Source organism: Aeoliella sp. (genome assembly GCF_965227375.1).
GTDB lineage: Bacteria > Planctomycetota > Planctomycetia > Pirellulales > Lacipirellulaceae > Aeoliella.
This window is the reverse complement of sequence record NZ_CBDDFX010000002.1, coordinates 170688-192161: the sequence shown is the minus strand read 5'-3', so window position 1 is coordinate 192161 and position 21474 is coordinate 170688. Positions and strand designations below refer to the sequence as shown.

General features: G+C 62.4%; 18 protein-coding genes. 11 read left to right on the top strand and 7 right to left on the bottom strand.

The annotated features are described in order from the left end of the window. Positions 1-92 precede the first annotated feature (92 nt). A complete protein-coding gene (locus ACQK2L_RS13835; RefSeq protein ID WP_425397610.1) occupies positions 93-1037 on the bottom strand; it encodes an alpha/beta hydrolase in 945 nt (314 codons plus the stop codon). 108 nt (positions 1038-1145) lie between these two features. Here ACQK2L_RS13835 and ACQK2L_RS13830 point away from each other — a divergent pair, with 108 nt between their 5' ends. Then, positions 1146-3266: a vWA domain-containing protein gene (locus tag ACQK2L_RS13830; protein ID WP_425397609.1), complete on the top strand. Its 2121-nt coding sequence runs from the start codon at positions 1146-1148 to the stop codon at positions 3264-3266. 26 nt (positions 3267-3292) lie between these two features. Here ACQK2L_RS13830 and ACQK2L_RS13825 read toward each other — a convergent pair whose 3' ends face one another. From ACQK2L_RS13825 to rny, 4 genes are all read right to left on the bottom strand, one after another. Continuing rightward, complete coding sequence (locus tag ACQK2L_RS13825; protein WP_425397608.1) at positions 3293-3961, bottom strand: hypothetical protein; 669 nt, start codon at positions 3959-3961, stop codon at positions 3293-3295. 73 nt (positions 3962-4034) lie between these two features. Continuing rightward, positions 4035-4496, bottom strand: a complete 462-nt coding sequence (locus tag ACQK2L_RS13820) for a DUF2752 domain-containing protein (RefSeq protein WP_425397607.1) — start codon at positions 4494-4496, stop codon at positions 4035-4037. 84 nt (positions 4497-4580) lie between these two features. After that, positions 4581-5387, bottom strand: a complete 807-nt coding sequence (locus tag ACQK2L_RS13815; RefSeq protein WP_425397606.1) for a TIGR00282 family metallophosphoesterase — start codon at positions 5385-5387, stop codon at positions 4581-4583. A gap of 70 nt (positions 5388-5457) precedes the next feature. Further along, positions 5458-7038: a ribonuclease Y gene (gene rny, locus ACQK2L_RS13810; protein WP_425397605.1), complete on the bottom strand. Its 1581-nt coding sequence runs from the start codon at positions 7036-7038 to the stop codon at positions 5458-5460. An 803-nt stretch (positions 7039-7841) separates the two neighbouring features. On the opposite strand from rny, the gene tilS reads away from it, so the two are divergent. The 10 genes from tilS (at position 7842) to ACQK2L_RS13760 (ending at position 19964) form a co-directional block, all read left to right on the top strand. After that, on the top strand, positions 7842-8831 hold the full coding sequence (tilS, locus tag ACQK2L_RS13805) for a tRNA lysidine(34) synthetase TilS (RefSeq protein ID WP_425397604.1): 990 nt from the start codon (positions 7842-7844) through the stop codon (positions 8829-8831). 122 nt (positions 8832-8953) lie between these two features. Next, the gene (locus ACQK2L_RS13800) at positions 8954-12274 is read left to right on the top strand and encodes an AsmA-like C-terminal region-containing protein (protein WP_425397603.1); all 3321 of its coding nucleotides are present in this window, start codon (positions 8954-8956) and stop codon (positions 12272-12274) included. Between the two features lie 84 nt (positions 12275-12358). Beyond that, positions 12359-12706, top strand: coding sequence for a hypothetical protein (locus tag ACQK2L_RS13795; RefSeq protein WP_425397602.1), 348 nt, complete (start codon positions 12359-12361; stop codon positions 12704-12706). Positions 12707-12818: 112 nt separating this feature from the next. After that, a complete protein-coding gene (dapF, locus tag ACQK2L_RS13790) occupies positions 12819-13658 on the top strand; it encodes a diaminopimelate epimerase (protein WP_425397601.1) in 840 nt (279 codons plus the stop codon). Between the two features lie 84 nt (positions 13659-13742). After that, complete coding sequence (locus ACQK2L_RS13785) at positions 13743-14537, top strand: lysophospholipid acyltransferase family protein (RefSeq protein ID WP_425397600.1); 795 nt, start codon at positions 13743-13745, stop codon at positions 14535-14537. Positions 14538-14635: 98 nt separating this feature from the next. Then, positions 14636-15877: an exodeoxyribonuclease VII large subunit gene (gene xseA / locus ACQK2L_RS13780; RefSeq protein ID WP_425397599.1), complete on the top strand. Its 1242-nt coding sequence runs from the start codon at positions 14636-14638 to the stop codon at positions 15875-15877. 66 nt (positions 15878-15943) lie between these two features. After that, entirely contained in the window at positions 15944-16288 is a 345-nt protein-coding gene (gene xseB, locus ACQK2L_RS13775; RefSeq protein WP_425397598.1) for an exodeoxyribonuclease VII small subunit, read from the top strand. A gap of 47 nt (positions 16289-16335) precedes the next feature. Beyond that, positions 16336-17247 (top strand): polyprenyl synthetase family protein, encoded by a 912-nt coding sequence (locus ACQK2L_RS13770; RefSeq protein ID WP_425397597.1) that lies wholly within the window; start codon positions 16336-16338, stop codon positions 17245-17247. Positions 17248-17250: 3 nt separating this feature from the next. Then, positions 17251-19173 carry a 1-deoxy-D-xylulose-5-phosphate synthase gene (dxs, locus tag ACQK2L_RS13765; protein WP_425397596.1) on the top strand — a complete coding sequence of 641 codons (1923 nt, stop codon included), beginning with the start codon at positions 17251-17253 and terminating at the stop codon, positions 19171-19173. Positions 19174-19280: 107 nt separating this feature from the next. Beyond that, positions 19281-19964 carry a hypothetical protein gene (locus ACQK2L_RS13760; RefSeq protein ID WP_425397595.1) on the top strand — a complete coding sequence of 228 codons (684 nt, stop codon included), beginning with the start codon at positions 19281-19283 and terminating at the stop codon, positions 19962-19964. Positions 19965-19992: 28 nt separating this feature from the next. Here the strand turns inward: ACQK2L_RS13760 and ACQK2L_RS13755 are convergent, their stop codons facing one another. Both ACQK2L_RS13755 and ACQK2L_RS13750 read right to left on the bottom strand, forming a co-directional pair. After that, entirely contained in the window at positions 19993-20373 is a 381-nt protein-coding gene (locus ACQK2L_RS13755; protein WP_425397594.1) for a PilZ domain-containing protein, read from the bottom strand. Next, entirely contained in the window at positions 20343-21320 is a 978-nt protein-coding gene (locus ACQK2L_RS13750; RefSeq protein WP_425397593.1) for an HD-GYP domain-containing protein, read from the bottom strand. Before ACQK2L_RS13750 ends, ACQK2L_RS13755 begins: the two co-directional genes overlap by 31 nt. Positions 21321-21474: the final 154 nt, after the last annotated feature.

Sequence of the window (21474 nt, the reverse complement as noted above, 5' to 3'; positions counted from 1 at the left end):
GACCTACTCGTTCGGATTGGCGAGATACTAGCGCATCGTCAAACGGATCTTTGCGGGTAGTGATCTCCCGAAAAGTTCGGCTTGACGAGAGACTAGTCGCGGCCGCGTTTCATCCACTCGAAGTCTCTTTGGGCGACATGCGAGTTGAGGAACTTGATGATGGCCAGCTCGGCTTTGTCGCCGCCTTGCGTGAGTAGCTGAGTGCCTTGCAACTTGGTGGCTGGCCCCATGAGCGCCAGTGAGTTGGGCTCGCCTTCCTCCAGGTCGTCGGGCACAGGGTGGTAACGTTCGAGTTGCTTTTCGATGCGTCTGGCGTCGGCGGCGCTCTTGCGGTCCTCTCCACCATACATGATCAAGAAAGCAATCTTCTCGCGCACGCCAGGATGACGCAGCGGCTTTGTCATTTGCAGTCCCTTGTAAGACCACTGAGGAGAAACCAGCACCAGACCTTTGACGTCCTGTCCCTGCTTGCCAATGGCCAGCGGTGGGAAGCTCCAGTCGATGAGCGACCAGCTCACGCCCACCGAGGAACTGAGGCCAGCTCCGACGATCGACAGCTTATTGAGGTTCAGTTCGCCCGCATCGTTTTTCTCGACCAGGAATTTTCGGATCGCATTCATGTCGTACTGCACCATCGCGCCCAGGTCGTTGCGGTCGATCTTCGCCGCGTCGAGTTCGCGAGTGTTGCTGCCGATGCGCTGCTTGGTGCTATCGCCATGCCCGCGGAGGTCGACGGTCAGCACAGCGAACGATTCCCAGTCGAAGCCGTCTTCGTCCTTGCTACCGCCGCGCTGCATCCGCTCGGCCAACTCGGCGTACACCGCGCGCGAGTCCTTCCAGTCGGCCAGCAGAACCACCGGCGTGGCGTCTTTGCCGGCGGTGCTCTGGTAGTAGGTGCCGGTGAGTTCCACCCCGTCCTTGGTCCTCATGGTGACCACTTCGGGCTCGGGAACATCCTGAGCCAGTGCAGCGGGTGCAAGAACGAAGAGCGAAACGGCGGAGAGGGCCCAGATGGCAACAAAACGGCGAGAAATCATCGACTTTCGGTCCGAAATGCGGGTGACGGGGTTTTGTGGTGTGGCTTTTGGAAAGATTTGTACGCGAGTATGGAAGAAAATTGGTGGTTTCATCGTGTATTATAGCAGATGACTCTCCAACAGTGGAGCAAAGCCGCCGCCTGGCCGGACAAACCAGTTGCCGGTTCACCGGCAATCGCCGACAATAATACCAGTTCGTCCCTCATCCCCACCGATATTCTCCGGCCTATGACAGAGAAACTGCGAATCTGGTGGTACGAGCTAACCGGCTCGGACGAACTGCCGCTGGACCGCGAGGTGACCTCGTGGCTGGTGAGTCTCACATTGCATCTGGCGGTGCTGATTCTACTGGCCACGCTGGCGTATTTGATTCCCACCAACGACGACCATCTGATCACGTCGATGCCACTGGATGTGGAGCCGGAGCTGCTGCCCGAAGAGGTGCACTTCTCGGAACTCACCCCAGTGGAGATCGGCGCGCTGGGCAACGAGTCGGTCACCAACGCCGAAGCCGCCGCGCCGGTCGAGGCGGACATTTCGGAGATCCTGACCGAGATCGAGCCGATCAACATCGTCGGTGAGATGCCAGCGCTCGACGCCAACGTCGAAGTGCTGACCGCGCCCAACCCCAACCAGACCATGCTGGTCAAAGGCACCGGCAACGTGGGCACCACCGCAGCGGTGGGCGCGATCGATCGCATTACCAACGAGATCCTGCTGTCGCTTGAACATCGTCCCACGCTGGTAGTGTGGCTGTTCGACGAGTCGGGCAGTTTGCAACCCGAGCGGGAAGCGATCGCCAAGCGGTTCGACCGCGTGTATGAAGAACTGGGCGTGATCGAAGCGGCCGGCAACCCGGCGTTCAAGCACGACGACGACAAGCCGCTGCTCACCGTGGTGGCCTCGTTCGAATCACGCACCACCGTGCACACCAAGAAGCCGACCGGCGACATCGACGAAATCCAAGCCGCGATGCAGGCCATCGACGAGAAGGCCGCCATGATCTACCAGAACCCCGACTCCGCTTCGGGTCAGGAGAACGTGTTCGGCGCGGTGTATCAGATGGCCGAACAGTTTCGCAAGTATCGCACGCGAGCCCCGCAGCGGAACGTGATGTTCGTGGTGTTCACCGACGAGTCGGGCAACGACTTCCAGAACGTCGACGCGGCGGTAGAGATGTGTAAGCGAAGCGTGATCCCGGTATACGTAGTCGGCGTGCCGGCTCCGTTCGGTCGCCGCCAGGCAATGGTCAAGTACGTTGACCCCGATCCGCGCTACGACCAGTCGCCGCAATACGTGCCGGTGGACTCGGGCCCCGAATCGCTCATGCCCGAGCGAATTCGCCTGCGGTTCCTGGGACGCAACGACGGCGACGAGCGACTGGAGTCGGGCTTCGGCGCGTTCGGCTTGGCACGCCTGGCGTACGAGACCGGTGGCATCTTCTTCTCGGTGCACCCCAACCGTCGGTCGGGTTACGTGGGCCGCCGCCAGACCGACGCCATGGCGACGCACCTGGCGCGGTTCTTCGATCCGCTGGTGATGCGGAACTACCGGCCGGACTACATCAGCGAAAGCGAGTATCGCACTCGGCTAGCGGGCAACATGGCCAAAGCGGCCCTGGTGCAAGCGGCCAGCCAGAGTTGGACCGAGTCGATGGAGGACATCCGGCTGCGATTCCCCGTGGCCGACGAAGCAGAGCTGGCGCGGGCGTTGTCTATGGCGCAGCGCGAGGCAGCCAAGCTCGAACCGAAGCTCCTGCGGCTCGTCAGCACGCTGTCACAAGGTGAAGGAGATCGCGACAAGATCACTGAGCCTCGCTGGCGCGCCGGATACGACCTGGCCATGGGCCGGGCGCTGGCCGCCAAGGTCCGCACCGAGGGCTACAACACCATGCTGGCGATGGCCAAGCAAGGTATGAAATTCAAAGATCCCAAGAACGACACTTGGGTGCTCCGGCCTTCGGACCAGGTGACCAGCGGCAGCGTGCTCTCGAAAGAGGCCGACAAAGCCCGTCTGTACCTGGAACGTGTGGTCGAAGAACATGGCGACACACCGTGGGCCTATCTGGCCGCCAAGGAGTTGGAAACGCCGTTCGGCTGGGAGTGGACCGAGACGTTCACCAACGTGGTGGGCCGCCGCCAAAACCAAGGCAACGGCAACGCCAACCCACGCCCCCGCATGGAAAACGTACCGCCTAAAAAACCCAAGCGGCCGGTGCCCAAGCTGTAGGGCGAGGACGACTCAACTACTCACCTCTACCTGTTCGCCAACGCGTCCAAGGCGAAGTCGGCGTTCGGGTCGTGCTTGTAGAAGTAGACCGCGATCCGGCGAGCCAGGATGCCGATGTACTCGCGCTCGAACTGCTTGGGCGCTTTGTCCTGAATGGGGATCGCACTGTTCTGCGGGAAGAGCACTTCGCCCAAGGCTCGTTCCCAGAGTACTTTGTTCTTGTCTTCAACGTCGTACAGGGTTAGCGACACGTCGGCGTTGCCCTGGTAGAGCGTCTTGCCTTTGAACAAGTCGAAGTGCGCCAGATCGATCACCAGCATCCGTTCAGCTTTCACTGCGCGGCCCAACTCTTCGAAGTTGTCCCAATCGCTTTCGTCCATCCACTTGTCCACTTCGCGCGACTCGACCATCTCGACCTTGGGCACGTTTTCGCGAAGCAACTGCGTCACGTTACGCGCGAGCATCCGCGATGCGCCGGCGTGGCTGTACTCGCTGGACGATGGCGGGCGGCAGACGACCACCACGCGTTGTCCTTCAAGTTGGTCGCACTGGGCGGGCACTACGTTGCCACCCTGGAACACATAAATGCCGGTGGCCAGCAGTTGATGACACCCGGTAGAGGGAATCAGTGACAACAGGGCCAGTACAGCGGTGGCGCGGTGCAACGTGCGTCGCAAGCTGGGAGAACGGTCCATCGTTTTCCTGAATGGTCGGAGGTCGCGGAGCAGCCGAAGTCTGCGTCCGCTCGTGGCTGACAAGTGTTTCGCGCTATGGAATCCGTTCCAATAGCAGCGCAAGTCCTGTGTGGCGCATCCAGTCGAAAACGACGATCAATGCCACGACAGCGACGGCGGGTAGTACCAAACTGGCGGTGGGACGTAAATAGCACCATCGTCCGACCGCAGCGGATGCTAGCAGCCACGGCACAGCGGCCATCGCTGCAACGCACAGCAACACGCCGCCGGTGTTCGCAGCCACCGCACCTTGCAGGTCGCCATGTAATAGCCGCGTCCACGCGGTGGTCATGCCGCACGAAGGGCACCGTACGCCCCACTGCTGCACCACGAAGCACTCGCCCAGCCCAAGTTGCTGGTGGGTGCCGAAGCCTCGCGAACTGGGCTCAAGCCTTGCGGCGGTCACCAGTAATGCCAGCAACGCCAGGGCCAGCACCACCAAGATCATTCGGTGGCGGGTGGAGAACGGATTCGATGGCGGATCGTGCTTGGTCATGGCGAGGTCCGGCGCGGGGCATCTCACCGGCTATTCTACCGCGCGAGCGAACGACCTCCGCGCGAAACAAGCAGAAAACGTGCATCAACCGCTGAGTTCCGCAGCTCGCTTCTCGTCGACACATATGCGTCGAATGGCGGTCGCGTGGCCAGTTGCTTCGTCGACGTCGACGATCGCTCCGTTGAGCCGCACGTCCTCCGTGGCCACGTCGAACGGAACTGGCTTGGCCGTGAGCGTGCTCTCCAGCACGCGGTCGATCCGGCGGCCGATGATGCTTTCGTGAGGGCCGGTCATGCCGACGTCGCACTGAAAAGCGGTGCCGCCCGGCAGGATGCACTCGTCGGCCGTGGCGACGTGGGTGTGGGTGCCGAGCACCGCGCTGGCGCGGCCGTCCAGGTACCGCCCCATCTGCTGCATCTCGCTGGTCGCTTCGGCGTGGAAGTCGATCAGGCGTACTTTTATGTCGGTGGGAATCTCGGCCAGCAGTGCATCGGCCGCTCGCCACGGACTGTCGATCGGATTCATGAACAACCGACCCAACAAGCAAGCGAACGCCACCGGCACGCCGGCGGCCGTGTGCACCATGGCCCACCGCGGCCCGACTGCTTCGTCCGGCAGGTTGGCGGGGCGGACGATGTTTCGTTCCGACTCCAGCACCTTGTAGATTTCGCGGCGGCGGTACACGTGGTCGCCCAGCGTAAACGCATCGATGCCCGCGTCGACCAACTCGCGGTAGTTGGCCGGCGTGAGGCCCGATCCGCCGGCGGAATTCTCGGCGTTGGCGATCACCAAGTCGATCGACTCGGCTTTGACCAGCGGCCGCACCACCTGGCGGACGATGGCTCGTCCCGGCTTACCAACGATGTCGCCAATGAACAGAAGTCGGACCATGCGATAAGGGTAACAAAAGGCGTAAGTGGTGTATCAATGGGTGAATGAACAGTTCCGCCTGCCAACCGCGCTACTTGGCCGTCTCCGTGAAGCGGCTTTCGCGGATCATCGTTACTTTGATTTCGCCTGGGTAAGTGAGTTGCTGCTCGAACGCCTGAGCGATATCGCGGCACACCTTGGCGGCCGACTCGTCGGTGGTCTGATTGGTATTGGCGATCACCCGCACTTCGCGGCCCGCCTGGATGGCGAACGCCTGGCTCACACCGTCGAAGCCGGTGGCGATGCTCTCCAGTTCCTGCATCCGCTTAATGTACCGATCGAGCGTCTCGCGACGTGCCCCAGGTCGCGAAGCGCTGCAGGCGTCGGCCGCTGCGCAAAGCACCGTGTAGGGCATGTCGGGGCGGATGTCGTCGTGGTGCCCCAGCGCGGCGTGCACCACCACCTCGTTCTCGCCGTACCGCTTAAGCAGGTCGGCGCCGATCTTGGGGTGGCCGCCCTCGGTGTCGTGGTCGGCCGCTTTGCCAATGTCGTGCAGCAGGCCCGCGCGTCGCGCGAGGTCGCCATCCATGCCCATTTCTTCGGCCAGCATACCAGTGACGAACGCCACCTCGATGGAGTGCCGCAGCACGTTCTGGCTGTAGCTGGTTCGGTAGCGGAGCCGGCCCAACAGGTGAATCACCTTGGCGTGCAGCCCGTGCACGTCGGCCTCCTGGGCAGCCTCTTCGCCGAACTTGACGATCTGCTTTTCGACTTCTTTTTCGGTCTCGGCAACCAGTTCCTCGATGCGACTGGGATGAATCCGCCCGTCGGCGATGAGCTTGGCCAGCGACAGCCGGGCGATCTCCCGCCGCACGGGGTCGAACGCGCTGACGATCACCACACCGGGCGTGTCGTCGATGATGACGTCGACGCCGGTGATTTTCTCAAACGCGCGAATGTTCCGCCCTTCGCGGCCGATGATGCGGCCCTTCATGTCGTCGTTCGGAATGTCGACCGTGCTGGTCGTGGCTTCGGCCGTGTGGGCGGCTGCAAACCGCTGCAGCGACGTGATCAGCATCTCGCGCGCCTTCGGCTCAACGGCCTCGGCAATCGCCTGTTCGCGTTTCTTGATCAGTAGTCCCTGTTCGTGCGACAACTCGGTGTCGAGTTTCTTCAGCAGCAGGTCTTTGGCCTCGTCGCGATTCAAACCGCTCAATTGATGCAGTGTCTGCCGCTGCACGTCCAATAGGTCGTCGAGTTCCGACTGCCGCCGGGTGGCGTCTTCCAGTTTCTCGGCGAGCTTGCGTTGGTTGCTCTCCACCATCTTCTCTTGCTTCTGCAGTTGCTCGCTGCGCTGCTGCAGATTGTCGTCGGCCTTGTCGAGCGTCCGTTCGCGCTCGTGCAGTTCCTTGCGGACCTCGGACATCTGGTCTTCGATCTTGGCTTTTTCCTGCAGCGCCATTTCCTTGGCTTCGACGGCGGCTTCCTTCAACAGGGTGGCTTTGTCCTTCTCGGCTCCGTCGATAATCAGGCGGGCTTCTTTCTCCACATCGCGCCGGCGAAGTCGATCGAGCCCTTTGGCTCCCAGAAAGCCGCCTAGGGCAGCCAATCCGACAAAGGCCGCGACCCAGCCTTCTCCAATGGCGCCTAACAGCAAGATGCTGCCTTCCATTCGATTACCTTTCTGCAACTGAACGTCTATGCTTAATCGCCGGCCGCTGGGGGTACAAATACGACACCCACCGGGACAACGGGTAAAGGCCGCATGAACCAAGCCGCGGCGCTATCGACCAGAGCACTGGTCGGAAGGCAGAGATACCAGCAGCGTCACCCAAGGTATCGCAAGGGTGGCAACCGAAGGTCAGTCAATGAGTCTAAGCTAGTCGCTGGCTCGGCCGCGGCGGACCGGCATCAGCCCATGCCACCCGAGGGCAGCCTGGCCAACGCGGAACGCCGGGTGCGTGCCAATCGCTGAAAGCTCGAGCCAACCAGCTATAAAGCCAGTGGGCCTGGAGCCCTGCGAAAACATCGGGCAACCACCACCCCGCGCTCGTCCACCCCTCGTCCCGGACCGCACGGCGGGCGGGACGTGGCGACCGAGCGGGCGGTGACTGCCACGCGGATATAGTCCGCCGCCGATGGAAGTGCGCAGCGCTGGTGGTGCGGGCCAAAAGCCAGCCAACCACAAGCAACAGCAGCAACCAGGTCGGCTGCGAACGTGTCGCAATACTGTTTACAATCGTGCTCAGATTCATCAACTGGAGTAACCTGCCAAGGCGATTGCCATGCGGTACAAGACCGCCCAATCGCAGCGCAACGGAATTCCGTCATTCGCCTTACTTGCAACAATTCGGCCCACCACAGGACATGGGGGGCAGGATTGCTGTAACTTGTATGCTAACAAATACTTGTCAAATCGCAACACGGGATTGGATGGAACAAAGCCCCCAACACTAGCCCCGGCGCCGAATAATCATGTTCTCCTCCGCAATCTGCAGTTCGTGGCCCAGCGACTCCTGGCGGAAGTGCCACGTGGTCGTGGCCGTTTCGGGTGGGGCCGATAGCGTGGCCCTGCTGCGGGCACTGGTTGAAATTCACCAGCAAACGCGTGGCAAAGGCCGGCTGATCGTGGCCCACTTCAACCATCGCACGCGTGGCACCGCCTCGGAGAACGACGCCACCTGGGTGGCGGACCTGGCACGCAAACTCAACCTAGACATCGTAGTCGACCAGGCCAGGGCTCCCAGCAGCCTCACCGCCGAAGAGCAGGCTCGCCGCGCCCGAATGGAGTTCCTCCGCTCCGTGGCCGAGCAGCAGGGGGCGCGGTACGTAGCCACGGCTCACACCCAGAATGATCAGGTCGAAACCGTGCTGATGCGGCTGCTGCGCGGTTCGGGCATCGACGGCCTGACGGGCATTCCCATGTTCCGGCCACTCAGCCCCGCGGTGACGCTGGTGCGGCCGATGCTCACGATCGATCGGCAGGAAGTGGAAGCCTACCTGCATGAACTGGGGCAGGACCACCGCCACGACGCCACGAACGACCAGGCCCACTACACTCGCAACTGGATTCGCCGCGACTTGCTACCGTTGATACGCGACCGACTTTCCAGCGATCCGGATGCGTCGCTGCTGCGACTCGCTTCACAGGCTCGCGAGTGGCGCGACGCCATCGAGGCCATTGCAGACAGGCTCGCCACGCAAGCCGCGCAGATCGAAGCGGGCGAACCGGCGCCCCGGATGCAGATCGATACGCAAACGCTTGCCAGCGAGCCAGCCATCGTTGTGCAGCAGGTGGCCCGCACCGTCTGGCGCAAAGCTGGCTGGGGCGAGCAAGCGATGGGCATGCAGCAGTGGCAGCGTCTGGCGGCCGCCGTGCTGGACGACGACGCTAGCACCTTTGAGCTACCCGGCGGCATCTCCGTTAGCCGCCAAGGGGCAATGCTGGTGCTCGAGCGGTGCTAGCGTGGATTGCCGAAGCGTCGCCTAGCCTGCACTTCCCTTGACCCCCTACCCTCTGGCCACCTACTATCCTGCCGCCTAAATCCCGGGCCAGCGCTGCGCGCTCGCGCCGAGGGTCGCCACGGATGGCGACAACCACAAGCTACAACCTCCTCACCCGCAAGGACGCGGTCACCATCTTCTGCCGGCTAGTCAACCTGTGTTGGTTTGCTTTCAAGTGGAGCATCGCTACGGTGCTGATCGCTGCGCTGGTGATTGGCGGCTACCTCTACTGGCGCTTGGACGACGAGTTGCGCCGCTACGCCCAGGGAGTGTTGGCGAACCACTACACGCAACTGGACGTGAAGCTGGGCGCGGCACGTTTCGAGCCAGGGCGCGGAGTAATGCTGCAAAACCTGACGCTCAGCCAGCGCGGCAACGATGGCCGCCTGCAAGTGCTGGCCGAAGTGGACGAGATGCAACTGCTGGGTGCGTTCGACGTCGAATCGCTCTCGTCCGGCAAACCGATCATCGATCGGATTCGCATGCGCACCCCTCGCCTGCACGCAGTGCGGCAACACGATGGCAGTTGGAACGTGGCCCAACTGTTTCCTCCGCCGTCGACCAGCGACCAACCACCTGTGGTCGAAGTGGTTGGGGCGATGGTGACGATCGACGATGGCGCGGTCGATAGTAAACCGCTAGCGCTGCGAGACGTGAACCTGACGGCCAGGTGCACGGGTCAACAACCGGCCGCATCCGAAGATGCTCCCCCGCTGAAGACCTACCAACTCGAAGGCTCCGTGGGTGGCGAATTGGCTGAGAAATTCGGCTTTCGCGGGACGGTGAGAAGCGGAAGCCCCGAATTCGACCTGCTAGTGACCATCGACGGGCTCGATCTCTCCTCGTCGACCATGACCAAACTACTGGGCCGAGTACCGCAATGCACGCCGGTGAGCGAAGTGGACGGGCGACTCGATACGAAGATTCGCTTCCGCCGCGGCGCGACAGGACCGCCGAGCTGGAATGCCGACTTCACCGCGTCCAACTGTCGCGTGACGTACGTGGGCGTGCATCGGTCACTCACGGCGCTCAACGCTGCTGGCAGTGCAAACGGTGGCCAACTGCTGATCCGCGAAGCCAGCGCCAAGTTCGGCAAGTCTCGCGTCAGCTTCGCGCTCGATCGCCGCGGCTGGACGTCCGACGCGCCGCTGGCCCTCAGCGCCAGAGCCGAAGATTTGCTGATCGACGAAACGCTGGCCGAGATGCTCCCGCCCAAGGCGGTCGAGGCCTGGGAGCGCTTTCAGCCCACGGGGCGTGTGAACGTGCAGGCTGCGGTGCAGTTCAACCGATCGCAGTGGATCCCCAATATCACCATCACGTGTCGCGACGCTTCGTTCACCGACCGCAAGAAGTTCGACTACCGAATCACCCAAGGCGGCGGCACGCTCAAACTGGTCACACAAAACGGCAGCGGTCCGACCTTTGTGATCGACAACCTCACCGGCAAGGTCGAAGGCACCCCCATCACGATCAACGGCGAGTTCAGTGGCCTCCCGGGGCTGGGAGAGTGCCGCCGGCTGGGAGGAGAAGCGTTGCCACCGGTAGGTTGGCTCAAGATCCATGGCGAGCGACTCCCCATCACCGATGCGGTGGTCGACGCCATCGAACCGGAAGAGGGCAAGGTCCGCCGCATCGTCGACGTACTGGACGCCAAAGGACGCGTGACAGTCGACTGGGAGTTTCGGCGGACCGATCCATTCAGCGAACCTCAAAAGTCGACCGATCTAACGTTCCACGACGCCCGACTGCGATTCGACAAGTTCCCCTATCCCCTGTCGCACATCGAAGGCACGGCCACCGAGCGCAACGGCAAGTGGCAGTTCAAAAACGTGGTGAGCCACGCCCCCGGCACAACGCGCGTGGTTCGCGCCAGTGGCACTTGCACGAAAACGCCCGTCGGACACCAGTTGCAGATGACGATCGTGGGCGAGTACCTGCCACTGGACGACACCCTGCGGCTGGCGCTACCCGATGTGCACCGGACCGCGTGGGAGAAAATCCGCCCGCGAAGCGGCCGGGTGCATTTCCGCGCCGAGGTCGGTCACCACATCGGCGTCGACACCCGCCCGAACGTCCGCATGGCGATCGTGCCGCTGCCTGGATCGCAAACGATCGAGCCGGTGACGATCGAGCCCACCCCGTTTCCCTATCGACTGGAAAACCTCACTGGTCGAATCGACGTGGTCGGCAACCAAGTCACCTTCACCGGCATGCAGGCGCAGCACGGGCAGACCCACATCGAAACCAACGGCATCTGGGTGCCCAACCCGCAAGGAGGCTGGCAACTCGAATTCACCGGCTTGAACGTCGATCGCCTGAAGGCCGACTTCGACCTGAACGAGGCCGCCCCCACCCAAGTCAAGCGCATCATCAGCTACTTGAACCCCCAAGGTTCGTTCGACATCCACAACGGCACCGTCCGCTTCTCGCAACTCATGGCGGGCTCGACCAACCTGCAAAGCGACTGGATCGTCTCGATTGGTTGCCAGCAAAACAACCTCGAAGTGGGCGTGCCGCTGAAGAGTGTCTCCGGCATTGTGCACCTCACCGGGCAGCATAACGGCAACCTTCGCTTCACGGCTGGGCGACTGGAACTCGACAGCCTGTTTTGGAACGGCGTACAGCTCACCAACGTCCGCGGCCCGTTGTGGATTGACTCGCAGGAATGCCGATTGGGCCAGGGCGCCTACGAGCAAATCGTGAAGCGGCAGATTCCCATCGGCAAGAACGTCTCGAAGAGTGTCGAGACCGACTTGTACGGCGGACGTTTGGCGCTCGACGCGTTGGTGCCACTCGAAACGGTTTCCCAGTACCAGCTAGCACTGGCGATCGACAAATGCGACCTGGCGCGCGTGTCGACCGACTACTTCGGCGGATCGGTCGACCTGACCGGCACGCTCTCCGGACAAGCCAGACTCAACGGAATGGGCCGATCGCTCGAGCTTCTTGGCGGCGGCGGGCGCATCCAGGTTCGCAACGCCCAGATGTACGAATTGCCGGTCATGGCCCGCATGCTCAAAGTCCTGCGGAACCGCGTGCCTGACAAAACCGCGTTCAACGGGGTCGACGCTCAGTTCACGCTCGACGGGTCGACGATTCACTTCAATGAACTCAACCTGCTGGGCGATGCGGTAAGCCTGTATGGCGCCGGCGACGTGACGTTCGACCGGCAACTGAACCTGAAGTTCTACTCCACGGTGGGCCGCAACGACTTGCACGTGCCGCTGCTGAAGTCGATGATCGGCCAGGCGAGCGCCAATCTGCTGTTGATCAAAGTGACCGGTCCGGTAGAAAATGCCGACGTGAAACGCGAGGCGCTGCCGGCGGTGAACGAGTTCATGGAGCAACTCGGCGGCGAAGGCGTCGCCACCCCTCGGCCTTCAAGAAACTTTTGGAATCGGTAAGTACGTATCGCAGTGAGCCGACGGCGCCAGCCGCGGATAGAGTCAGCAACACAATCCAACGCCTGGTAACTCCGAGGTCCTCCAATGAGCATCGGTTCTTTTGGTGGCGTGCAAGGCAGCGCGGCGGGTGCTCCGCTGTCGCAGACTCGCGGCAGTGAGGCGGAAAAGGCACAACAACAGTCGGCCGCCACCGAGCGACAAGCCGACGCCGCCGAGAAGTCCGAACGGGCTTCGGGCATCGGCACCACCGAAGAAGACTCTGAAACCAGCGACCGCGATGCTGACGGTCGCCGGATGTACGAGGACGATGGCGAAGGCGAGCAGCAAGCCGCCGACGAACAAGTGGCCGGCGAACCTCCGCCCTCCAGCGAGCCTCCCAAGAGCAAGGACCCTACCGGCCAGTCGGGCAACCAATTGGACTTGATGGGTTAAAGAGGCCGCAGGCGTTAGGCCCGCCAGGTTTGGCTCTACGGCGATTCGGCCCTTTGGCGTACAATGGTAGTGGTGCGTCCCTGACCCCTGTTTCCTGAATCCACTCCCCGCAATGCAATTCACCAAGATGCACGGGGCGGGCAACGATTACGTGTATGTCGATTGCTTCGCCCAACCAACTCCAGACGACGTGGAACAACTGGCCCGCCAGGTCGCCGATCGGCACCTGGGCGTGGGCGGCGACGGGCTGATTTTGATCTGCCCCAGCGAGCAGGCCGACGCTGAAATGCGGATGTACAACGCCGATGGTTCCTACAGCGAGATGTGCGGCAACGGCATTCGCTGCGTGGCCAAGTACCTTTACGACCACGACATCGCCAAGAAGGACAAACTCGCCATCGAGTCGGCAGGCAAGGTGCTCACCTTGGAAGTCTCGACCACTGCGGGCAAAGTCGACCGTGTCCGCGTCGACATGGGCGAGCCAGTGCTCGACGCCGCCCACATCCCCACCCTGCTACCCGGCGATCCGGTGGTCGCTGTGCCGGTGAACGCGTTGGGCACGTTGTTCCGCGTGACCAGCGTCTCGATGGGCAATCCTCACTGCGTGCTGTTCGTCGATCACGCTTCGGACGAATTGGTATTCCGCGTCGGACCGATCCTGGAGCGCCACGAAGCGTTCCCCAATCGCGTGAACGTCGAATTCGTCGAACAGCTAGCACCCGACCGCTTGCGCCAGCGCACCTGGGAACGCGGCAGCGGCGAAACGCTAGCATGCGGCACCGGCGCCAGCGCCGTGTGCGTCGCTGGCGTGTTGACTGGCCGCACGAATCGCAAGGTGACCATCGAACTGCTGGGCGGCGAGCTCGAATTGGAGTGGAACGAAACCGACAATCATGTGTATATGACAGGTCCGGCGGAAGAAGTGTTTTCCGGCGAGTGGAACATTAGCTAGCAGCCAGCTGGCATCGCCGGTCCACTCGCATCCGGAGATAGGTTTAAGTTTCGAGTTTCAAAGTACGAAGCAGGCTACTACTGCTTGTCCTTTGACTCTGTTCGCATGTCGGTTTGCGATCCGATGAAGCTCTCCAATCGATACACGACTGGCCTGGCCGGACTATTGCTTACCAAGAGCATTCGCCGTTGGATGGCGTCGCTCGACTATCGCGTGCTGCACTACGATCGCTCGATCGACCCAATCAACGGTCCGCCGCATCCTGGCATCTACATCTTCTGGCACGAGAACATCCTGTTCCCGCTCTACTTGCGCGGGCGGTGCCACCTGTCGATGCTACTCAGCCGGCACCGCGACGCCGACATCCTGGCCGAGGTCGCGCGATTCAGTGGCTTTGGCACGGTGCGCGGCTCCACGGGTCACGGCGGCCGCGAGGCGCTCGAGCAGCTCGTGCAACGAAGCCGCACCGAGCACATCACCATCACACCCGACGGACCTCGCGGACCCCGACGGCGACTGGCGTTCGGGCCGATTTACCTGGCTTCGCGCACCGGGCTGCCGATCATTCCGCTAGGCTTCGGTTACGACCGGCCGTGGCGTGTGAACAGTTGGGACCGCTTTGCGATCCCACGTCCCATGAGCCGCGCCCGTGCGGTGACGGGCCCTCGCGTCACCATTCCGCGCGGGCTGGAGCGCAACGACATCGAGCCCTATCGCGTGGCCGTCGAGCGGTTGCTCACCGAGCTGACCGACGAAGCCTACGCCTGGGCCGAAAGCGGCAAACGCCGCGTAGGCGAAGAAGACCTGCCGAGGACCTTCGCCCCGCCGCCACAGCCGATGGAATTGGCCCCCTCGATGGCCGCGTCCCGCGCCGCCTAGCCTCGCTCGCCATTGCCGCTGCCAATGTTGGGGGCTTTCTTCGCTGGCGAATCCTGAGAGAATGGCCGTTTCTCTCCCGCTGAAGGATTGGCCAACGGATGAGTTCCGCCACGAGCAACACCACCACGCAGCCCGGCGCATCGGACCAGAGTCCGCTGTCGGTCGCCCAACTCACGGCCCACATCAAAGTGCTGGTCGAAGAGAGTTTTCCCAACGTGTGGGTGGCCGGCGAGGTATCGAATTTCTCGCGGCCACAGTCGGGGCACTGCTACTTCACGCTGAAGGACGATCAAGCGCAGATTCGCGCGGTCATGTGGCGCGGCTCTGCTTCGCGGCTCGATTTCAACATGACCGACGGGCTGGAGCTGGTGTGTCACGGGCGGCTGGACGTCTACGCGCCGCGAGGCAGCTACCAACTGGTGGTCGATCGCGCGCACCCGCAAGGCGTCGGCGCGCTGGAACTCGCCCTCAGACAACTGCGCGAGAAGCTGGCCCGCGAAGGACTGTTCGCACCCGAACGTAAACGTCCGCTGCCCAAGTTCCCCCGCCGCATTGGCTTCGTCACGAGCCCCACAGGCGCGGCGATTCGCGACTTCCTGGAAGTGCTGCGGCGGCGCTGGGCCGGGGTCGATGTGCTGGTGATTCCAGCCCGCGTGCAGGGCGACGGCGCCGCTGCGGAGATTGCCGCGGGCATCAAAGCCGCCGCACGCCTTAAACCGCCGCTCGACGTGCTGGTCGTAGGCCGTGGTGGCGGCAGCCTGGAAGACTTGTGGGCGTTCAACGAGGAGCCCGTGGTCCGCGCTGTGGCGGCGTGCCCGATCCCCACGGTAAGTGCTGTAGGCCACGAGATCGATGTGTCGCTCAGCGACCTGGCGGCCGACGTTCGCGCGCTCACGCCTAGCGAAGCCGCTGAGCGGGTGGTGCCTGCTTCGGAAGAGTTGGCGTCGCACGTCACGCGGCTGGGTGATCGGTTGCACGGCACCATGCGACGAGTGATTCAGTTCGCCGCGCAGCGGATCGACTCACTCGCGGCGCGGCGCGTGCTCGCGCATCCGCACGCTCCGATCGAAGACCGCACCCGCCGCGTCGACGAACTCGACGCGCGAAGCCAGCGAGCCATTCGCAACCTGCTCGGCGAGCGGAGCCACCGCGTGGCGGCGCTGGCCGGCAAGCTCGAGTCGCTCAGCCCACTGGCCGTACTCGGTCGCGGGTACAGCGTGACGCAAGACGCACGAACCGGCAAAGTGATCCGCTCCTCCGCGAAGCTCAAGGTAGGACAACAACTGCGAACCCGCCTGGCCGAAGGCGAAGCCGTAAGCGAAGTAACAAAGATCGACTAATAACCCGCTAGCCGAAGGCACACCTGCCTCGGCGGTTAACTGCACGACCCACATAGCTAATTCACCATGGCAAAAAAGAAGAAGGTAAAACGCAAACAAGCGGCCAAAGATCAGCCTTCGTTCGAGCAAGCGCTCGCGGAACTCGAGACCATCGTTGGCGACTTGGAGAGCGGCGAGCTAGGCCTGTCCGAGGCCCTCGAGCGGTACGAATCTGGCATCGCGCATCTGAAGCAGTGCCACGCCCAGTTGCAGCAGGCTACGCGGAAGATCGAGCTGCTTTCAGGCTTCGATGCAGCCGGAAATCCGGTGGTCCGGCCACTGGATGACGAGGCGGATGAGTCGCTGGAAACCAAGAAAAGTGCCCGAAGTCGTCGCCGGAGCGACGTGGACGATGGGGCGACGCTGTTTTAGAATAGAAGGTTGACCAACAGGTCCGAAATCCCTCCCCCTCCCCTGCCTTGTCCGACTCTGTGCCTTCGCTCGCCCCTGACGCTGAATTGCTTTCGGAAATGGACTCGATGCGCGCCCAGGTCGAAACGGCCTTGGCCGAGCGTCTAGAATTCGACGATGGCTGCCCTGCTCGCCTGGCCGACGCCATGCGGTACGCGGTGCTGGCTCCCGGGAAGCGCCTTCGCCCGCTACTCACGCTACTGGCCTCGCGGGCTTGCGGCGACGATACCCTGCGAGCCATGCCAGCCGCCTGCGCGGTGGAGTTCATCCACGCCTACTCGCTGGTGCACGACGACCTGCCGGCGATGGACGACGACGACCTGCGCCGCGGACTGCCTACCTGTCACAAGAAATTCGACGAAGCCACGGCCATCCTGGTGGGCGACGCCCTGCAGGCGCGAGCGTTCGAGGTGCTGGCCACCGAACTCACACCGGCGAGGGTCGCCGCCGAGGCGTGCGCCGCGCTCGGCCGAGCGGCGGGGGCAACGCTGCTGGTGGGCGGGCAGGCGGACGATCTGGCCGGCGCGGGCGGCGGCGACGAACGGTCGCGGCTCGAAGCGATTCACCATCGCAAGACGGCCGCCATGATTCTCGTGTCGCTGGAACTCGGCGCCCTGGTGGCCGAGGCCACTGGCGAACAAAAGGCCGCCCTGGCCACGTACGGAGAGAAGTTCGGGTTGGTCTTCCAGATCACCGACGACCTGCTGGACGCCCGGGGGGACGAACAGGAAGTAGGCAAACGGGTTGGCAAAGACGCCGACCGAGGAAAACTGACCTACGCCACGCTGGTCGGAATCGAAGAGAGCCGGCAACTGGTCGAGCGACTGGTGGCCGAGGCCCAGGCGGTACTTGAAGTGTTCGGCCATGCTGCAGAACCGCTGCGGCTACTGGCCCGAATGCTGGTGGATCGAACCAAATAGAACATGACCAAAAAGACCCCCGAACCGATTTTGCCCTCTCTCACTTCGCCTCGCGAATTGGAGAAGATGTCGCTGCCAGAGCTGGAACGCCTGGCCGACGAGATTCGCGACGTGCTGTGCAATCTGGTCTCGGCCCGCAGCGCCCACTTCGCTTCGAACCTGGGCGTGGTGGAACTCGCCATCGCGCTGCACCAGACGTTCGACTTTTTGCGCGACCGCTTGATATGGGATACGGGCCACCAGATCTACCCACACAAACTGCTCACCGGCAGGTACGACGAGTTTCCCACCATCCGCACCAAAGGCGGGTTGATGGGTTATCCCAACCCGGAAGAGAGCGACTACGACCTGTTTTGCACCGGCCACGCTGGCTCGAGTGTCGCCACGGCGTTGGGCTTGGCGAGCGGCGACGACTTGGCGCGGTGCGACGAGAATCGCTGGAGCGTGGCGGTGATCGGCGACGGGGCCTTCCCGTCGGGCGTGGTGCACGAGGCGATTAACAATGCCAAGCTGCTCGGCCGCCGGCTGATGGTGGTGCTCAACGACAACGAAATGTCGATCTGCCCGCGCGTCGGCGGCATGGCCGACTACCTCGATCGACTGCGAATGAACCGTGGCTACATCGGACTGAAGGACGAGATCGCCCGCATGCTTTCCAGCGTGCCGGTGCTAGGCGATCCGGTCGAACGGTTCCTGGTGCAAGTGAAGGAAGCCGCCAAGGCTGGCCTGAGCGGCGGCATGATGTTCGAAGAACTCGGCATGCGATACTTTGGCCCCATCGACGGCCACAACATCGCACTGCTGCGCAAGTACCTGCGGATGGCGCGGCAACTCGACGGGCCGATCCTGCTGCATGTGGTCACCGAGAAAGGTCACGGCTTCCGGCCAGCGGCCGAGGACCCGGTGCTGTTCCACGCGCCGCCACAGTTTAGCCGCCGCGACGACGAGATCGTGGAGATGAAGAGTTCCTCGTCACGCAGCTACACCCACGTGGCGCGGGACGCGATCGGCGATGCGATGCGGCGCGACGAACGTGTGACCGTGATGACCGCCGCGATGTGCCAGGGCAACAAGCTCGAGCCGATTCGCGAAGAGTTCCCTCAACGTTTCTTCGATACCGGCATCTGCGAAGCCCACACCGTGGCGTTTGCCGCCGGACATGCGAAGGTCGGGTTGCGGCCGATCGTCGACATCTACAGCACCTTCCTGCAACGCGCGTTCGATCACGTGTTCCAGGAAGTCGCGCTGCAGAACCTGCCGGTCACGTTCATGATGGACCGCGGCGGACTTTCCGGGCCCGATGGTCCCACGCACCACGGCGTGTTCGACATCGGCTACATGCGGCTGTTTCCCAACATGGTGCTCATGGCACCTGGCGACGAGCACGACCTGGTCGAGATGCTCGACTTCGCCCTGTCGCACAACTCGCCGTGCGGCGTCCGTTATCCCAAAGCCAAAGCGGTGCGAGTGGCTCGCACTGATGGCCAGGAGCGCGCACCGATCGAGTTGGGCGCCAGCGAGATCCTGCGATGGGGTCGCGATGGCACCATCATCGCGTACGGCGCACTGCTCGCCGAATGCCTCGAAGCGGCCGCCCTTCTGGACGAGGAAGGTCTCGACTTCGGCGTTGTGAACGCGCGCTTCGCCAAGCCACTGGATACCGATACCATGCTGCGGGCGCTGCGTGAAACGCCGCTGGTAGTCACCGTGGAAGAAGCAGCGCTGGCCACGGGCTTTGGCTCGGCGGTACTCGAAGCGGCCAACTCGGCCGGCGTGGAGACCACGCACCTTCGCCGCTTGGGCATACCGGACCTGTACGTCGAACATGGCGAGCGGGAAGAACTGCTAGCCGACTTGGGCCTCGACTCCGCCGGTATCACCAAAGCGTGCCGCGAAGGGGTGGCGGCCGAGCAGCTTGCTCCGTAGGCTTGTCTGGCCTAGGAAAACTTGCAGTCGCTCCAGCAAAGTCCTTAGAATGAGCGATAGGTTCACCGATTCGTGGACCATCTTTCGTCGCTTAGGAGGGCTCCATCATGCGCCAAGCCGTCTCGCTATCGATTGCATTGCTGTACTGCTTTGCAACGTCGTCACTCGCTCAGGATGCTGAAGAGTCGACGCCCCCTGTCGAAGTTGCCACACAGCCCGACTCGGCCAATAGCACGAAGATCGTGCAGTTCGAGCTGTGGGTGCTGCGACTATCGCCCGATACCGACGTCGACGTGCTGGATAAAGCCGGCCGACCGCTCAAGGACCGCAAAGCCGTGCAATCTCGGGTCAGGGACCTGGAGCAAAAGGGGGTCGTGGCACAGTCGCAGTACATGATGGCTTCGGCATTGGACAATCATCAGTTCATCCTGCAACTTGGCAGCCGAGAACCACGCGTTCATGGTGTAAGACAGACCCAGTTTGGTCGAGCTTCCACTGTTCAGTTCGAAAACGTGGGGGTGATCTTCGAAGGCAAAGCCAAAGTAGAGTCTCACTCGCTTATCTTGAGCCAACTTCGCTACGAAGACTCCTATCTCGAACCAACAGACGTGGCCATCTTCGAGGGCAAGGATGGCAAAGAGACCGATATAGCCCGCATGCGCACGCTCACCCAAAACTCCACGATTGGCTGCCCCAACGGTGGCGCCGTGGTGGTGATGGCGTCCAGTGGCGATTCGTCGACGGGTCAGCCCGCCACCTTGATGTTCCTGGCTTGCCGGGTGTTGGAGTAGGCGATGGCCGAAACGACCAACTTGCGAGTCAGTCTTTCAAGTACTCCGCGCCGCAGCGGTAGCACTGATCTTCCAATCGGACGCAGTTCTTGACCGTCACGCACACATGTCTTCCATCGGCCAACCAGAGTTGAATACGACTGGCTGGCAGCAATTGGACAGGTGAGTAGAATCCCGCGCCGGTTCGTGATACGTCCGACAGGTAGGCTGCATAGAATCGGTCGCCGTAGAGCATGACTGCGTGGCTGCGGAGGTACATCCTGTGGTAGCCACGTCGGCTATCCGGCTTCACAGGCATCGGACCTTGCTTATCGAGGTACTCGTCCGCCAACAGGGGCAAACGCGCTCGATCGGCAATGGACTCCCACGCCGGTACGGTTAGTTGCTCTTGACCGCAGCTACCCAACATTGGGCCATCTCCTTGTCGAACTGAGTCCCGGCTCGGCTCTCGATGAACTCGGCCGCCTCGTGCATCGTCATTGGTCTACGATAGGGCCGGCTTCCCGTAAGTGCGTCGAACACGTCGACTACCGATAGCAGCCGTGCCCAAGGATGAATCTCGCTTCCACGGATACGAACTGGATACCCGTTGCCATCGAAGTGTTCATGGTGCTGGTAAACCATCAGCTTTTGTTCGTGCGATACGTCGATACGGGTTACCAGCTCTTCGTACCCACGTTGGGGGTGCGTTTGAATTAGCTCTCGCTCTTCGGTGGTAAGCCTTCCCGGCTTGGATAGAATGTGGCTGGGAATCGACCGTTTGCCCATGTCGTGCAACATGGCTCCCATGGCGATTTGGTCGAGTTCCGCGTCGTCGGTGATTCCCAACTTTTCCGCCAGCATCGTTGCGTAGCTGGCTGTGTTTGTCACGTGGGTAAACGTCTGCGAATCGTGGCGTGCGATGGCGAACAACTCTTCGGGCACCAAGTCGTTCTGGGTTACCAATGCGTTGATGTGCCGCGAGACGTCCGCCACCAGCCCCACATAGTGACTGGGGTCGATGGCCTTGAGCGTGCGTTCGACTTCGAAGCTCACCGCTGCTTGAAGCATCGAAAAGCGATCGGTCGGCTCCATGGTGTCGTCCGACACCAGATCGCCGAGCGAATCGAGCAGTTCCGCACAGGTGTTCTTGAAGTCCGAAGTGCGAAGGAAGAGGTTGCTCCCCTTCGACTCGATCAGCTCGTCCAGCGTGTGTTCGTCCACTTGGACGTTCGCCTCGCGGAACAGCACAGCGCGATCCGACTCGCCGTCGCAGTAGTAAATCGCGACGGGAAGATCGTTCACTTTCCGCAGCATGCTTGGCGACAGCCGCACATAGCCTTTCGGACAACGAATTTTGGTGGAAGTCGTGGACATCGCTCGTCCTATAGACCTGGAGCTGCGGCAGGGGGGCTGATTTCAGGCACGACATAAACATAGCCCAAGAACTGCGGATTGCCCTATTTGCAGGCCGGAGAACCGACCCGATTGGTACGAGTGTCCCGGTACTGCGGATTGTGCGGTGGAAAAT

Bases quoted from the DNA above. Each gene is read 5' to 3' on its own strand.
- xseA (WP_425397599.1), top strand. From the start codon at position 14,636: ATGAGTTCCGCCACGAGCAACACCACCACGCAGCCCGGCGCATCGGAC.
- ACQK2L_RS13820 (WP_425397607.1), bottom strand. From the start codon at position 4,496: ATGACCAAGCACGATCCGCCATCGAATCCGTTCTCCACCCGCCACCGA.
- ACQK2L_RS13760 (WP_425397595.1), top strand. From the start codon at position 19,281: ATGCGCCAAGCCGTCTCGCTATCGATTGCATTGCTGTACTGCTTTGCA.
- tilS (WP_425397604.1), top strand. From the start codon at position 7,842: ATGTTCTCCTCCGCAATCTGCAGTTCGTGGCCCAGCGACTCCTGGCGG.
- ACQK2L_RS13795 (WP_425397602.1), top strand. From the start codon at position 12,359: ATGAGCATCGGTTCTTTTGGTGGCGTGCAAGGCAGCGCGGCGGGTGCT.
- ACQK2L_RS13830 (WP_425397609.1), top strand. From the start codon at position 1,146: ATGACTCTCCAACAGTGGAGCAAAGCCGCCGCCTGGCCGGACAAACCA.
- ACQK2L_RS13800 (WP_425397603.1), top strand. From the start codon at position 8,954: ATGGCGACAACCACAAGCTACAACCTCCTCACCCGCAAGGACGCGGTC.
- ACQK2L_RS13835 (WP_425397610.1), bottom strand. From the start codon at position 1,037: ATGATTTCTCGCCGTTTTGTTGCCATCTGGGCCCTCTCCGCCGTTTCG.
- ACQK2L_RS13825 (WP_425397608.1), bottom strand. From the start codon at position 3,961: ATGGACCGTTCTCCCAGCTTGCGACGCACGTTGCACCGCGCCACCGCT.
- ACQK2L_RS13750 (WP_425397593.1), bottom strand. From the start codon at position 21,320: ATGTCCACGACTTCCACCAAAATTCGTTGTCCGAAAGGCTATGTGCGG.
- ACQK2L_RS13755 (WP_425397594.1), bottom strand. From the start codon at position 20,373: ATGTTGGGTAGCTGCGGTCAAGAGCAACTAACCGTACCGGCGTGGGAG.
- dxs (WP_425397596.1), top strand. From the start codon at position 17,251: ATGACCAAAAAGACCCCCGAACCGATTTTGCCCTCTCTCACTTCGCCT.
- ACQK2L_RS13815 (WP_425397606.1), bottom strand. From the start codon at position 5,387: ATGGTCCGACTTCTGTTCATTGGCGACATCGTTGGTAAGCCGGGACGA.
- rny (WP_425397605.1), bottom strand. From the start codon at position 7,038: ATGGAAGGCAGCATCTTGCTGTTAGGCGCCATTGGAGAAGGCTGGGTC.
- dapF (WP_425397601.1), top strand. From the start codon at position 12,819: ATGCAATTCACCAAGATGCACGGGGCGGGCAACGATTACGTGTATGTC.
- xseB (WP_425397598.1), top strand. From the start codon at position 15,944: ATGGCAAAAAAGAAGAAGGTAAAACGCAAACAAGCGGCCAAAGATCAG.